Annotated in this window: 22 protein-coding genes; all 22 read left to right on the top strand. The window is 64.0% G+C overall.

Annotated elements, in window-relative coordinates:
• Nucleotides 1-321: 321 nt before the first annotated feature.
• The 22 genes from rpsL (at nucleotide 322) to rplR (ending at nucleotide 13,514) form a co-directional block, all read left to right on the top strand.
• Nucleotides 322-696 (top strand): 30S ribosomal protein S12, encoded by a 375-nt coding sequence (gene rpsL, locus HMPREF1478_RS01605; RefSeq protein WP_003790639.1) that lies wholly within the window; start codon nucleotides 322-324, stop codon nucleotides 694-696.
• A complete protein-coding gene (rpsG, locus tag HMPREF1478_RS01600; RefSeq protein ID WP_003790637.1) occupies nucleotides 696-1,166 on the top strand; it encodes a 30S ribosomal protein S7 in 471 nt (156 codons plus the stop codon). The genes rpsL and rpsG overlap by 1 nt, the downstream gene beginning before the upstream one ends.
• Nucleotides 1,167-1,246: 80 nt before the next feature.
• A complete protein-coding gene (gene fusA, locus HMPREF1478_RS01595; RefSeq protein WP_016460330.1) occupies nucleotides 1,247-3,370 on the top strand; it encodes an elongation factor G in 2,124 nt (707 codons plus the stop codon).
• A gap of 146 nt (nucleotides 3,371-3,516) precedes the next feature.
• Nucleotides 3,517-4,704, top strand: coding sequence for an elongation factor Tu (tuf, locus tag HMPREF1478_RS01590; RefSeq protein WP_016460329.1), 1,188 nt, complete (start codon nucleotides 3,517-3,519; stop codon nucleotides 4,702-4,704).
• A gap of 557 nt (nucleotides 4,705-5,261) precedes the next feature.
• The gene (gene rpsJ / locus HMPREF1478_RS01585; protein WP_003790631.1) at nucleotides 5,262-5,570 is read left to right on the top strand and encodes a 30S ribosomal protein S10; all 309 of its coding nucleotides are present in this window, start codon (nucleotides 5,262-5,264) and stop codon (nucleotides 5,568-5,570) included.
• Between the two features lie 11 nt (nucleotides 5,571-5,581).
• Nucleotides 5,582-6,247: a 50S ribosomal protein L3 gene (gene rplC, locus HMPREF1478_RS01580; protein WP_016460328.1), complete on the top strand. Its 666-nt coding sequence runs from the start codon at nucleotides 5,582-5,584 to the stop codon at nucleotides 6,245-6,247.
• A 2-nt stretch (nucleotides 6,248-6,249) separates the two neighbouring features.
• Complete coding sequence (gene rplD, locus HMPREF1478_RS01575) at nucleotides 6,250-6,894, top strand: 50S ribosomal protein L4 (protein WP_009054699.1); 645 nt, start codon at nucleotides 6,250-6,252, stop codon at nucleotides 6,892-6,894.
• Entirely contained in the window at nucleotides 6,891-7,196 is a 306-nt protein-coding gene (gene rplW, locus HMPREF1478_RS01570) for a 50S ribosomal protein L23 (RefSeq protein ID WP_003790626.1), read from the top strand. The genes rplD and rplW overlap by 4 nt, the downstream gene beginning before the upstream one ends.
• Before the next feature lie 22 nt (nucleotides 7,197-7,218).
• Nucleotides 7,219-8,055, top strand: coding sequence for a 50S ribosomal protein L2 (rplB, locus tag HMPREF1478_RS01565; RefSeq protein ID WP_009054709.1), 837 nt, complete (start codon nucleotides 7,219-7,221; stop codon nucleotides 8,053-8,055).
• Between the two features lie 16 nt (nucleotides 8,056-8,071).
• The gene (gene rpsS, locus HMPREF1478_RS01560; protein WP_003790621.1) at nucleotides 8,072-8,353 is read left to right on the top strand and encodes a 30S ribosomal protein S19; all 282 of its coding nucleotides are present in this window, start codon (nucleotides 8,072-8,074) and stop codon (nucleotides 8,351-8,353) included.
• 29 nt (nucleotides 8,354-8,382) lie between these two features.
• Nucleotides 8,383-8,754 (top strand): 50S ribosomal protein L22, encoded by a 372-nt coding sequence (gene rplV / locus HMPREF1478_RS01555; RefSeq protein ID WP_003790620.1) that lies wholly within the window; start codon nucleotides 8,383-8,385, stop codon nucleotides 8,752-8,754.
• 1 nt (nucleotide 8,755) lies between these two features.
• Entirely contained in the window at nucleotides 8,756-9,565 is an 810-nt protein-coding gene (gene rpsC, locus HMPREF1478_RS01550; protein ID WP_016460327.1) for a 30S ribosomal protein S3, read from the top strand.
• A gap of 5 nt (nucleotides 9,566-9,570) precedes the next feature.
• The gene (rplP, locus tag HMPREF1478_RS01545) at nucleotides 9,571-9,990 is read left to right on the top strand and encodes a 50S ribosomal protein L16 (RefSeq protein WP_016460326.1); all 420 of its coding nucleotides are present in this window, start codon (nucleotides 9,571-9,573) and stop codon (nucleotides 9,988-9,990) included.
• Nucleotides 9,990-10,223 (top strand): 50S ribosomal protein L29, encoded by a 234-nt coding sequence (gene rpmC / locus HMPREF1478_RS01540; protein WP_003790613.1) that lies wholly within the window; start codon nucleotides 9,990-9,992, stop codon nucleotides 10,221-10,223. The genes rplP and rpmC overlap by 1 nt, the downstream gene beginning before the upstream one ends.
• Before the next feature lie 5 nt (nucleotides 10,224-10,228).
• On the top strand, nucleotides 10,229-10,495 hold the full coding sequence (gene rpsQ / locus HMPREF1478_RS01535) for a 30S ribosomal protein S17 (protein ID WP_003790611.1): 267 nt from the start codon (nucleotides 10,229-10,231) through the stop codon (nucleotides 10,493-10,495).
• A gap of 88 nt (nucleotides 10,496-10,583) precedes the next feature.
• Entirely contained in the window at nucleotides 10,584-10,952 is a 369-nt protein-coding gene (rplN, locus tag HMPREF1478_RS01530; RefSeq protein WP_003790609.1) for a 50S ribosomal protein L14, read from the top strand.
• A 3-nt stretch (nucleotides 10,953-10,955) separates the two neighbouring features.
• Entirely contained in the window at nucleotides 10,956-11,387 is a 432-nt protein-coding gene (gene rplX, locus HMPREF1478_RS01525; RefSeq protein WP_016460325.1) for a 50S ribosomal protein L24, read from the top strand.
• Nucleotides 11,388-11,389: 2 nt separating this feature from the next.
• Complete coding sequence (gene rplE / locus HMPREF1478_RS01520; protein ID WP_009058550.1) at nucleotides 11,390-11,935, top strand: 50S ribosomal protein L5; 546 nt, start codon at nucleotides 11,390-11,392, stop codon at nucleotides 11,933-11,935.
• 3 nt (nucleotides 11,936-11,938) lie between these two features.
• Nucleotides 11,939-12,124 carry a type Z 30S ribosomal protein S14 gene (locus HMPREF1478_RS01515; RefSeq protein WP_003790603.1) on the top strand — a complete coding sequence of 62 codons (186 nt, stop codon included), beginning with the start codon at nucleotides 11,939-11,941 and terminating at the stop codon, nucleotides 12,122-12,124.
• Between the two features lie 62 nt (nucleotides 12,125-12,186).
• On the top strand, nucleotides 12,187-12,585 hold the full coding sequence (gene rpsH, locus HMPREF1478_RS01510; protein ID WP_009054660.1) for a 30S ribosomal protein S8: 399 nt from the start codon (nucleotides 12,187-12,189) through the stop codon (nucleotides 12,583-12,585).
• 15 nt (nucleotides 12,586-12,600) lie between these two features.
• Nucleotides 12,601-13,143 (top strand): 50S ribosomal protein L6, encoded by a 543-nt coding sequence (gene rplF, locus HMPREF1478_RS01505; RefSeq protein WP_016460324.1) that lies wholly within the window; start codon nucleotides 12,601-12,603, stop codon nucleotides 13,141-13,143.
• Entirely contained in the window at nucleotides 13,143-13,514 is a 372-nt protein-coding gene (gene rplR / locus HMPREF1478_RS01500) for a 50S ribosomal protein L18 (RefSeq protein WP_016460323.1), read from the top strand. Before rplF ends, rplR begins: the two co-directional genes overlap by 1 nt.
• The last annotated feature ends 4 nt before the right edge of the window (nucleotides 13,515-13,518 follow it).

Below are 13,518 nucleotides of genomic sequence, written 5' to 3'. Positions count from 1 at the left end.
AACGGCGTGAGCGCTACCCGGCCCCGGCCTCGTCGATGAGGGGGGAACCACACGTCAGCCCCTTTGACGAATGGCGACGTTTCCCACTATCCTTGAGGGTGGTTCCCGCCTCTGTGGGACCTCTGTGCCCGGGAAACCGGGAGCGGGCTCCGTCCGTCGGAGCTCCGGGCGTCATTCTCTGACCCTCGTGGTTATCATGGCGCGCCGGCCCCCAGCGGACACGTGTGCCCACGCGGGGGTCATGCAGTCGCGGAAGACTGACAATCAGGGCCGCCCCTCGACGTGAGGGGAGGCCGCCGACGGAAAGAAACTGGAGACCCAGTGCCTACCATTCAGCAGCTCGTCCGCAAGGGACGTGTCTCGAAGCGCGCGAAGGTGAAGACCCCCGCGCTGAAGGGCTCCCCCCAGCGTCGCGGCGTGTGCACCCGTGTGTACACCACCACGCCGAAGAAGCCGAACTCGGCTCTGCGAAAGGTCGCTCGTGTGCGCCTTTCGTCCGGCATCGAAGTCACCGCGTACATTCCCGGTGAGGGCCACAACCTGCAGGAGCACTCGATCGTGCTCGTGCGCGGTGGTCGTGTGAAGGACCTGCCCGGCGTGCGTTACCGCATCGTCCGCGGCTCACTCGACACCCAGGGTGTCCGCGGCCGTCAGCAGGCTCGTTCCCGTTACGGCGCGAAGAAGGAGAAGAAGTAATGCCTCGTAAGGGCCCCGCTCCCCGTCGCCCCCTCGTCGATGACCCGGTTTACGGCTCCAAGGTCGTGACCCAGCTGGTCAACCGCGTTCTCCTCGACGGCAAGAAGACCGTCGCCGAGCGCATCGTCTACGGCGCACTTGAAACCGTTCGTGAGCGCACCGAGCAGGAGCCCGTCTCCGTGCTCAAGCGCGCCCTCGAGAACATTCGTCCGGCCCTTGAGGTCCGCTCCCGCCGCGTCGGCGGTGCGACCTACCAGGTCCCCGTCGAGGTTCGCCCCGCGCGCGCCACGACGCTGGCCCTGCGCTGGCTGGTCGACTTCTCGCGTCAGCGTCGCGAGAAGACCATGACCGAGCGTCTCGCCAACGAGATCCTCGACGCCTCCAACGGCCTCGGTGCCGCCGTGAAGCGTCGTGAGGACATGCACAAGATGGCTGAGTCCAACCGCGCCTTCGCGCACTACCGCTGGTGATTTAAAGACGAGGCCTGGGCAACCGGGCCTCGTCTCACGCAGCAAGAACACCCATTACTTCGAACGAAGGAACCACACTCGTGGCACTAGAGGTGCTGACGGACCTCAACAAGGTCCGCAACATTGGCATCATGGCTCACATCGATGCCGGCAAGACGACCGTGACGGAACGCATCCTGTTCTACACGGGCATCAACTACAAGATCGGCGAGACGCACGACGGCGCCTCGACGACCGACTGGATGGAACAGGAAAAGGAACGCGGCATCACGATTACGTCCGCCGCCGTTACCTCTTTCTGGAACGGTAACCAGATCAACATCATTGACACCCCCGGTCACGTTGACTTCACCGTTGAGGTTGAGCGCTCGCTGCGCGTCCTCGACGGCGCCGTCGCCGTGTTCGACGGCAAGGAGGGCGTTGAGCCCCAGTCCGAGACCGTGTGGCGTCAGGCCGACAAGTACGACGTCCCGCGTATCTGCTTCATCAACAAGATGGACAAGATGGGCGCCGACTTCTACTTCTCGGTTGGTACCATTCGCGACCGCCTGCACGCGACCCCGATCGTCATGCAGCTCCCGATGGGCGCCGAGAACGACTTCGTCGGCAACATCGACCTGCTGACCATGGAGGCCCTGACCTACCCGGCCAAGGACGACAAGGGCAACGACACGCTCGGCTCCATCGTCGAGCGCGGCCCGATCCCCGCCGAGTACCAGGAAAAGGCTGAAGAGTACCGCGAGGCGCTCGTTGAGGCCGCCGCCGAGGGCTCCGACGAGCTGACCGAGGCCTACCTGGAGAACGGCGAGCTGACGATCGAGCAGATCAAGGAAGGTATCCGCCTCCTGACCATCTCCTCGCGCGCGTTCCCCGTCTACTGCGGTACCGCTCTGCGCAACATGGGCGTGCAGCCCGTCCTCGACGCCGTCGTGGACTTCCTGCCCTCCCCGCTCGACATCGGCGACGTTCGCGGCTTCCTCCCCGGCTCTGAGACCGAGGAAGAGACCGAGGTCCGTAAGCCCGACGAGAACGAGCCCTTCTCGGCTCTGGCGTTCAAGATCGCCGCTCACCCCTTCTACGGCAAGCTCACCTTCATCCGCGTGTACTCCGGTAAGGTCGAGTCCGGTTCCCAGGTCCTCAACTCGACCAAGGGCAAGAAGGAGCGCATCGGCAAGATCTTCCAGATGCACTCCAACAAGGAGAACCCCGTCGACGTGGCACACGCTGGTCACATCTACGCGGTCATCGGCCTGAAGGACACGACCACGGGTGACACGCTTGCCGCTATCGACAAGCCGATCGTCCTCGAGTCGATGACCTTCCCCGCCCCCGTTATCCAGGTCGCCGTCGAGCCCAAGTCGAAGGCCGACCAGGAGAAGATGGGCGTTGCCATCCAGAAGCTCGCGGAAGAGGACCCGACGTTCACCGTCGAGCTTGATCCCGAAACCGGCCAGACCATCATCGGTGGTATGGGTGAGCTCCACCTCGACATCATCGTCGACCGTATGCGTCGCGAGTTCAAGGTCGAGGCCAACGTGGGTAACCCGATGGTTGCCTACCGTGAGACCATCCGCAAGACGGTCGAGAAGTACGAGTACACGCACAAGAAGCAGACTGGTGGTTCCGGCCAGTTCGCGCGTGTCATCATCGCCCTGGAGCCCCTCCCGGCCGACTCCGAGGAAGAGTACGTGTTCGAGGACAAGGTCACCGGTGGACGCGTTCCTCGCGAGTACATTCCGTCGGTCGACGCGGGCATCAAGGACGCCATGCAGTCCGGCGTTCTCGCCGGCTACCCGATGGTTGACATCAAGGCCACGCTGCTTGACGGCGCCTACCACGAGGTTGACTCCTCCGAAATGGCGTTCAAGGTTGCTGGCTCGATGGCGCTGAAGGAAGCTGCTAAGAAGGCTAACCCCGTCCTCCTCGAGCCGATCATGGCCGTTGAGGTTCGTACTCCCGAGGAGTACATGGGCGATGTCATCGGCGACCTCAACTCTCGTCGTGGTCAGATCTCGTCGATGGACGAGCAGCACGGCGTGCGCGTCGTCAAGGCCCAGGTGCCGCTGTCCGAGATGTTCGGATACGTGGGCGACCTGCGCTCCAAGACGCAGGGCCGCGCTGTCTACTCCATGGAGTTCGACAGCTACGCCGAGGTTCCGCGCGCCGTCGCGGACGAGATCGTCGGCAAGTCTCGGGGCAACTGAGTCCCACCGGGGGCTCGCGGGGCAGGTCATCTGCCCTGCGAGCCGCCTCACACACAAGTAAACCCAGTAGGTCTCAAGCCCCAGGGGTGTTAAAGTGGCACCTAGCCGTAGGCTGAGAATATCTACCCGAGTCCAGGAGGACACAAGTGGCGAAGGCCAAGTTTGAGCGCACCAAGCCGCACGTCAACATCGGCACGATTGGTCACGTTGACCACGGCAAGACGACGCTGACGGCAGCTATCACCAAGGTGCTGCACGACAAGTACCCCGAACTCAACGAGTTCACCCCCTTCGATCAGGTCGACAACGCTCCCGAGGAGCGCGATCGTGGTATCACGATCAACGTCTCCCACGTCGAGTACCAGACCGAGGCGCGTCACTACGCGCACGTTGACGCCCCCGGCCACGCCGACTACGTCAAGAACATGATCACCGGCGCGGCCCAGATGGACGGCGCGATCCTCGTGGTCGCCGCCACCGACGGCCCCATGGCCCAGACCCGCGAGCACGTTCTGCTCGCCCGTCAGGTCGGCGTCCCCACCATCCTCATCGCCCTCAACAAGGCCGACATGGTCGACGACGAGGAGATGCTGGAGCTGGTTGAGGAAGAGTGCCGCGACCTGCTCGAGTCCCAGGACTTCGATCGCGACGCCCCGATCATCCAGGTTTCCGCTCTGAAGGCCCTCGAGGGCGACCCGGAGTGGGTTGCCAAGGTCGAGGAGCTCATGGACGCGGTGGATTCCTACATCCCCACCCCCGAGCGCGACATGGACAAGCCCTTCCTCATGCCGATCGAGGACGTCTTCACGATCACCGGTCGTGGCACGGTCGTCACCGGTCGTGTTGAGCGTGGCAAGCTGCCCATCAACTCCGAGGTCGAGATCCTCGGTATCCGTGAGCCCCAGAAGACCACGGTGACCGGCATCGAGATGTTCCACAAGTCGATGGACGAGGCCTGGGCTGGCGAGAACTGTGGTCTGCTGCTGCGCGGCACCAAGCGCGACGAGGTCGAGCGTGGCCAGGTTGTGGCCGTTCCCGGCTCCATCACGCCTCACACCGAGTTCGAGGGCCAGGTCTACATCCTCAAGAAGGAAGAGGGCGGCCGTCACAACCCGTTCTTCTCGAACTACCGTCCGCAGTTCTACTTCCGTACCACGGACGTGACCGGCGTCATCACCCTCCCCGAGGGCACCGACATGGTCATGCCTGGCGACACCACCGAGATCTCCGTTGAGCTGATCCAGCCCATCGCTATGGAGCCCGGCCTCGGCTTCGCCATCCGTGAGGGTGGCCGCACCGTTGGTTCCGGTCGTGTCACCAAGATCATCAAGTGAATCGACCTCTGAGACTTTCTCAGATTTGATTCGCTGCTGATCCAGCGGCATTGAGGGCCCCGCCTCTTGTGAGAGGCGGGGCCCTTAGCTCTCTTCAGCCGGGTGTCGCGTCGGTGGGGAAGGTGGGGTGGAAGATGGTGGGGTAGTGGTGGGTGCCTGCCTGGGAGACGTTTCCCCCGAGGAGCCCAGGCCTCGTTGACGAGAATGTGACCGATCCCCGGTTGCGACACGCCCGAGTGCGGGGTACGGTAGTTTCTTGGTGACGGTCCGGACTGTTTCACGCAGCTCAGACCATTGTCGCTGCCACTCTGTCGGTGGTTTCACATGCGAGAATCCCCCTCCGGGTTTGTACTCGCGGGTGGAACTCCGACAGAATGGCACGGATGCCCCAGCGTCTCTGGGGTGGTCCATGCGTGCCATCACGTATGGATCGGGCAATATGCCCAAGATCTTTGGACAAGACGTCGGTCCAGCGCGAGCAATCGCGCGCACAACGGCTGCGACACGCCCGAGTGCGGGGACCGGCGGCGAATCTGTACGAGAAGAGGTAAGACGGCATGGCGGGACAGAAGATCCGCATCCGGCTCAAGTCGTATGACCACGAGGTCATCGACAGCTCCGCGCGCAAGATCGTGGACACCGTACAGCGTGCTGGCGCCACGGTCGTGGGCCCGGTGCCGCTGCCGACCGAAAAGAACGTTTTCGTCGTCATTCGGTCGCCCCACAAGTACAAGGACAGCCGCGAGCACTTTGAAATGCGCACGCACAAGCGGCTCATCGACATCATCGACCCGACCCCCAAGGCCGTCGACTCGCTTATGCGCCTCGACCTGCCTGCGGACGTCAACATCGAGATCAAGCTCTGAGGACATCTGCAATGACTAAGAAGAAGCAGCACGCTGCCGCGCCCGTCAAGGCGCTGCTCGGCCGCAAGATCGGCATGACCCAGGTTTGGGATGCCGACGGCCACCTCGTGCCCCTGACTGTCGTGCAGGTCGGCACCAACGTCGTCACCCAGGTTCGCACCGACGAGGTCGACGGCTACTCCGCTATCCAGCTTGGCTTCGGTGAGATTGACTCCCGTAAGGTCACCAAGCCCCTGCAGGGCCACTTCGAGAAGGCCGGAGTTGCTCCGCGCCGTCACCTCGTCGAGGTCCGCACCTCCGAGCACGACTCTTACGAGCTCGGCCAGGAGCTCGACGCCGCCACCTTCGAGGCTGGCCAGGCTGTCGACGTCTCCGGCACCACCAAGGGCAAGGGCTTCGCCGGCGTCATGAAGCGTCACGGCTTCGCTGGTGTTTCCGCCTCCCACGGTGCGCACCGCAACCACCGCAAGCCCGGTTCGATCGGCGCCTGCGCGACGCCCGGTCGCATCTTCAAGGGCCTGCGCATGGCCGGCCGCATGGGTGGCAACCGTCGTACTGTTGAGAACCTGACGATCCAGGCCGTCGACACCGAGAAGGGCCTGCTGCTCATCAGCGGTGCCATCCCCGGCCCGAAGAACGGCGTTGTCCTGGTTCGCTCCTCCGTGAAGGGTGCGTGATCATGGCTGACGATCGTAACGTTGACGTCATCGACCTCAAGGGCAAGAAGGCGGGTTCCGTCGTTCTCCCCGGGTCCATCTTTGACGTCCCCACCAACATTCCGCTGATGCACCAGGTTGTCGTCGCTCAGCTTGCGGCCGCCCGCCAGGGCACGCACGCGACGAAGACCCGCGGTGAGGTCGCTGGTGGCGGCAAGAAGCCGTTCCGCCAGAAGGGCACCGGTAACGCCCGTCAGGGCTCCATCCGTGCGCCTCACTTCACCGGTGGCGGCATCGTCCACGGCCCCCAGCCGCGTGACTACGACCAGCGCACCCCCAAGAAGATGAAGCAGGGCGCTCTGCGTTCCGCTCTGTCCGATCGTGCGCGCGCCGACCGCATCCACGTTGTCACCGCCCTGTTCGAAGGCGACAAGCCCTCGACCAAGGCTGCTCTCGCCGCTCTGCGCGCGATCGTCGAGGACCGTCAGGCTCTCGTCGTCCTCGAGCGTGGCAACGAACTGACCGCGCTGTCCCTGCGCAACGTTCCCGAGGTTCACGTTCTGTGGGCCGACCAGCTGAACACGTACGACGTCCTGGACGCCGATGACATCGTCTTCACGCAGGCCGCCCTTGAGTCCTTCCTCGGTACCAAGGAGGAGACCAAGTGAGCACGATTGAAGCGGGTAAGAACCCCCGCGACATCATCCTGAAGCCGGTCACCACCGAGAAGTCGCTCGCCCTCATGGACCTGGGCAAGTACACCTTCGAGGTTGACCCCCGCGCGAACAAGACCGAGATCAAGATTGCCCTCGAGCGTATCTTCGGCGTCAAGATCGGTTCCATCGCGACCCAGAACCGCAAGGGCAAGACCTACCGCACCCGTAACGGGATCGGTAAGCGCAAGGACGTCAAGCGTGCCATCGTCACCGTGCGTGAGGGCACCATCGACATCTTCGGCGATCAGGCCTGAGGACCGAAGGGACATTTGAACAATGGGAATTCGCAAGTACAAGCCCACGACTCCGGGCCGTCGCTTCTCGTCCGTCTCTGACTTCGTCGAGATCACCCGCGACACCCCCGAGAAGTCGCTGCTGCGCCCGCTGCACAAGACCGGTGGCCGTAACAACAACGGTCGCGTGACCTCCCGCCACCGCGGCGGCGGCCACAAGCGCCAGTACCGCGTGATCGACTTCCGTCGTCACGACAAGGACGGCGTCCCGGCAACGGTCGCTCACATTGAGTACGACCCCAACCGCACCGCTCGCATCGCTCTCCTGCACTACGCGGATGGCGAGAAGCGCTACATTCTCGCTCCGACCGGCCTGAAGCAGGGCGATCAGATCGAGGCTGGCGTTGGTGCCGACATCAAGCCCGGCAACTCGCTGCAGCTGCGCAACATCCCCCTGGGTACCGTTGTGCACGCCGTTGAGCTCTACCCGGGTGGCGGCGCCAAGATCGCTCGTTCCGCTGGCACCTCCGTGCAGCTCGTCGCTAAGGAAGGCCGCTTCGCCCAGCTGCGTATGCCGTCCGGCGAAATCCGCAACGTGGAGGCCACCTGCCGCGCCACCATCGGTGAGGTCGGCAACGCCGAGCAGTCGAACATCAACTGGGGCAAGGCCGGCCGTATGCGCTGGAAGGGCAAGCGCCCGCACGTCCGTGGTGTCGTCATGAACCCGGTTGATCACCCGCACGGCGGTGGTGAAGGCCGCACGTCCGGTGGTCGTCACCCCGTGTCGCCTTGGGGCAAGCCCGAGGGCCGTACGCGTCGTCCGAAGAAGGCGTCCGATCGTCTGATCGTCCGCCGTCGCAAGACCGGCAAGAACCGCTGAGTAGGAGTCGATTGAAATGCCGCGTAGTTTGAAGAAGGGCCCGTTCGTCGACGACCACCTGCTCAAGAAGGTCGACGCCGCGAACGAATCCGGCTCGAAGAACGTCATCAAGACCTGGTCGCGTCGCTCGGTCATCACCCCGGATTTCCTGGGCCTGACCATCGCCGTCCACGACGGCCGTAAGCATGTGCCCGTTTTCGTCACCGAGTCGATGGTGGGCCACAAGCTCGGCGAGTTCGCTCCCACGCGTACTTTCCGCAGCCACGACAAGGACGATCGTAAGGGACGTCGGCGCTGAGCCGGCCCCACGGAAGAAGAGGCAGATACATGGAAGCCAAGGCGCAGGCGCGATTCATCCGCGTCACGCCCCAGAAGTCCCGCCGTGTTGTGAACGAAGTTCGCGGCAAGCGTGTTCTGGAGGCCGCCGACATTCTGCGGTTCGCCCCGCAGGCCGTCGCCACCGATGTCCGCAAGGTGCTCCTGAGCGCCGTCGCCAACTCGAAGGTCAAGGCTGAGAACGCCGGCGAGACCTTCAACGAGGCCGACCTGCTCGTCCTGGAGGCATACGTGGACGAGGGTCCGACCATGAAGCGTATTCGTCCCCGTGCACAGGGGCGCGCCGGTCGTATCCTGAAGCGCACCTCCCACATCACCATCGTGGTGGGGACCAAGGAAGACAAGAAGAAGGGAGACCGCTGATATGGGTCAGAAGGTCAACCCCCGCGGGTTCCGTCTGGGAATCACCACTGACCACCGGTCTCGCTGGTTCTCCGACTCCACCACCAAGGGACAGCGCTACGCGGATTACGTGGCGGAAGACGTCGCGATCCGCAAGTTCCTGACCGACAACCTCGAGCGCGCTGGTATCGCCGAGGTCGACATCGAGCGTACGCGTGACCGCGTTCGCGTCGACCTGCACACCGCTCGCCCCGGCATCGTCATCGGCCGCCGCGGCGCCGAGGCCGATCGCCTGCGCGTGCAGCTCGAAAAGCTCACGGGCAAGCAGGTTCAGCTGAACATCCTCGAGGTGAAGAACCCCGATCTCGAAGCGCAGCTCGTTGCGCAGGGCATCGCCGAGCAGCTTGCTGCCCGCGTGTCCTTCCGTCGTGCGATGCGTAAGGGCATCCAGTCCGCGCAGCGCGCTGGCGCCAAGGGCATTCGTGTCCAGGTGTCCGGCCGTCTGGGTGGCGCCGAAATGTCCCGCTCCGAGTTCTACCGTGAGGGCCGCGTGCCGCTGCACACCCTCCGCGCGAACATCGACTACGGATTCCACGAGGCCCGTACGACCTTCGGTCGCATCGGCGTCAAGGTGTGGATCTACAAGGGCGACATCACCGAGCGCGAGTTCGCTCGCCAGCAGGCCGAGCAGGCCCAGCGTGGCGGACGTCGCGATGGCCGCCGTGGCCCCCGCCGCGGTGGACGCCCCAACCAGGAGACCGCTGCGCAGCAGGCACCCCGTGAGGCTTCCGCCTCCGAGGCCGCTGCGCCCACGACCGGATCGGAGGCCTGAGCCCCATGCTCATTCCCCGTCGGACTAAGTACCGCAAGCAGCACCGTCCTCACCGCACTGGCTTCGCCTCCGGTGGCACCGAACTGGCGTTCGGCGATTACGGCATCCAGGCCCTCGAGCCCGCCTACATCACCAACCGTCAGATTGAGGCGGCTCGTATTGCCGTGACCCGTCACATCAAGCGTGGCGGTAAGGTCTGGATCAACATCTTCCCGGACCGTCCGCTGACGAAGAAGCCCGCCGAAACCCGAATGGGTTCCGGTAAGGGTGCTCCGGAGTGGTGGGTTGCCCCCGTCAAGCCCGGACGCGTCATGTTCGAGCTGGCAGGCGTCCCCGAGGAGCTCGCTCGCGAGGCCCTCAGCCGTGCCCAGCACAAGCTTCCTATCAAGACCCGCTTCGTGGTCCGAGAGGGTGGTGACATCTGATGGCAGATAAGGGTCTGACCACCGAGCAGCTCGACGCCATGGACAACTCCCAGCTGTCCAAGGAGCTGGAAAAGGCTAAGGCCGAGCTGTTCAACCTGCGTTTCGCGCAGGCCGTTGGCAACCTCGAGGATCACGGTCGTATGAAGACCGTGCGTCGCGACATTGCCCGGATCTACACCATCGCGCGTGAGCGGGAGCTTGGCTACCGCACCGCCCCGAGCACTGAGGAGTGAGCCTGATGGCAGAAACCACCGCTCGTAACGAGCGTAAGGTCCGTCGCGGCTACGTCGTCAGCGACAAGATGGACAAGACCGTTGTCGTCCAGATCGAGGACCGCGTCAAGCACGCCCTCTACGGCAAGGTCATGCGCAAGAACAAGAAGGTCAAGGTTCACGACGAGCACAACGAGTGCGGTGTCGGCGATCTCGTCCTCATCATGGAGACCCGCCCGCTGTCGGCCACCAAGCGCTGGCGCGTTGTGGAGATCCTCGAAAAGGCGAAGTGACCTTCGCTCACAGACCGAAATCCGTTCGGCAAGGCTCGACCGGTACAATCCGGGAGAGAACCGGCACGACGACAGGAGTCAATAGAAAATGATCCAGCAGGAGTCGCGACTGAAGGTCGCCGATAACACAGGGGCCAAGGAGATCCTGACCATCCGTGTTCTCGGTGGCTCGGGTCGGCGCTACGCGGGTATCGGCGACACCATTGTCGCTACCGTGAAGGACGCCATCCCCGGCGGCAACGTCAAGAAGGGCGAAGTCGTCAAGGCAGTGATCGTTCGCACGCGTAAGGAAACCCGCCGCCCCGACGGTTCCTACATTCGTTTCGACGAGAATGCGGCCGTCATCATCAACAACAATGGCGAGCCGCGTGGCACGCGTATCTTCGGCCCCGTGGGCCGCGAGCTGCGCGACAAGAAGTTCATGCGTATCGTCTCCCTCGCTCCGGAGGTGATCTGATCCATGGCAGCCAAGATTCGTAAGAATGACCTCGTGGAGGTCGTTCGCGGACGCACGTCCGACGAGAAGGCGCTGGCCAAGCGCAACGCCCGCCGCGCGGAAGAGGGCCTCGAGCCCCTCAAGCCCGGCGACAAGGGCAAGCAGGGCCGCGTCATCCAGGTGTTCCCGGCCGAGGGCAAGGTCCTTGTCGAGGGCATCAACCTGAAGACGCGCCACGTGCGCCAGGGCCAGCAGGGCAGCGCCGGCGGCATCGAGACCATCGAAGCCCCCATCGCTCTGTCGAAGGTCGCTCTGGTCGACCCCGAGACCAAGAAGCGCGTTCGCGTCGGTTTCCGCGAGGACACCGTCGAGCGCGGCGGCCGCACCCGCACCGTCCGAGTCCGCGTGACTCGCGGCGGCGCGCAGCGCGGCATTGAGCAGGGCAAGGAGATCTGAGCATGGCCCCGCGTCTGAAGGAAAAGTACGTCTCCGAGATCCGCGAGGCGCTCCGTGCTGAGTTCAAGCACGAGAACGTCATGCAGGTCGGCGGACTGACGAAGATTGTCGTCAACATGGGTGTCGGCGAGGCCGCTCGCGACTCGAAGGCACTCGAGGGCGCTATCCGCGACCTCACCGCGATCACCGGCCAGAAGCCCGTGACCACCCGCGCCAAGAAGTCCATTGCGCAGTTCAAGCTGCGTGAGGGCCAGGCGATCGGTGCGCACGTGACGCTTCGCGGCGACCGCATGTGGGAGTTCCTGGACCGCCTCCTCTCGACGGCGCTTCCCCGTATCCGTGACTTCCGCGGACTGTCCTCTAAGCAGTTCGACGGTCACGGTAACTACACCTTCGGTCTCACGGAACAGTCGATGTTCCACGAGATCGACCAGGACTCGATCGACCGAGTGCGCGGCATGGACATCACGGTTGTCACCTCGGCCACCACCGACGAAGAGGGTCGCGCCCTTCTCCGTCACCTCGGCTTCCCGTTCAAGGAGGACTGACCCATGGCCAAGACATCCCTGAAGGTCAAGGCTGCCCGCAAGCCGAAGTTCGGCGTGCGTGCCTACACCCGGTGCAACCGTTGCGGTCGTCCGCACTCGGTGTACCGCAAGTTCGGACTGTGCCGCGTGTGCCTGCGCGAGCTTGCCCACCGTGGCGAGCTCCCCGGTGTCACCAAGAGCAGCTGGTAAAACGAACGTCGCAGGTCCCGGGTAACCGGAGAAACCGCGACGAGGAAGGGGAATAAACCCCCATGACAATGACAGACCCGATTGCAGATATGCTGACGCGTCTGCGCAACGCGAATCGTGCGCACCACGATGCGGTCTCCATGCCGTACTCGAAGCTCAAGAACGCGATTGCGAACATCCTGGTCGAGGAAGGCTACATTGCCTCGACCTCCGTCGAGGATGCCCGCGTGGGCAAGACCCTGACGATCAACCTGAAGTACGGCTCGCACCGCGAAGCCGCCATCCAGGGGCTCAAGCGCGTGTCCAAGCCCGGTCTGCGCGTGTACGCCAAGTCCACCAACCTGCCCAAGGTCCGCGGCGGCCTCGGCGTGGCGATCCTGTCCACGTCCTCCGGCCTGCTCACCGACCGTCAGGCAGCCGAGAAGGGTGTGGGTGGGGAAGTCCTCGCCTACATCTGGTGATGAGGAGGCTGAACAATGTCGCGAATTGGTAAGAACCCCATCGCTATCCCCGCCGGCGTCGACGTTGCGATCGACGGCCAGAACGTGACCGTGAAGGGCCCCAAGGGCACCCTCTCCCACGTTGTCGCCGAGCCGATCACCGCGAAGATCGAGGATGGCCAGGTTGTCGTCGAGCGTCCGAATGACGAGCGCACCTCGCGTTCGCTCCACGGACTGTCCCGCACCCTGATCGCCAACATGATCATCGGCGTGACCGAGGGCTACAAGAAGGATCTCGAAATCACGGGCACCGGTTACCGCGTGGTCGCCAAGGGCAAGGACCTCGAGTTCTCCCTGGGCTTCTCCCACACGATTACCGTCACCCCGCCCGAGGGCATCGAGTTCACGATCGCTCCGAAGTCCCAGACGCTGTTCACGGTGTCCGGAATCGACAAGCAGCTCGTCGGTGAGACCGCTGCTCGCATCCGCAAGCTGAAGAAGCCGGAGCCCTACAAGGGCAAGGGCATCCACTACGTGGGCGAGACCATCCGTCGCAAGGTCGGAAAGGCTGGTAAGTGATGGCTTACTCGATCAAGGGCAAGGGCAAGTTCGTCGCTCGCAAGCGCCGTCACCTCCGCCTCCGCAAGAAGATCAACGGCACGCCCGAGCGTCCCCGTCTGGTCGTCACCCGTTCGAACCGCCACATGGTGGCTCAGGTCATCGACGATACGGTCGGCCACACCCTGGTGTCGGCCTCCGACATCGAGACCGAGCTCGCCGGTTCCGAGGGCACGAAGACCGACAAGGCTCGCAAGGTCGGCGCACTGATCGCCGAGCGTGCGAAGGCTGCCGGTATCTCCGCTGTCGTCTTCGACCGTGGTGGTAACAAGTACGCAGGTCGCGTTGCGGCCGTTGCCGAGGCCGCCCGTGAGGGCGGACTCGAGCTGTGAACGA

The sequence above is a fragment of the Actinomyces sp. HPA0247 genome, from assembly GCA_000411415.1.
GTDB lineage: Bacteria > Actinomycetota > Actinomycetes > Actinomycetales > Actinomycetaceae > Pauljensenia.
The sequence above is the reverse complement of the archived record's forward strand: the minus strand, read 5'-3'. Positions and strand labels throughout refer to the sequence as shown.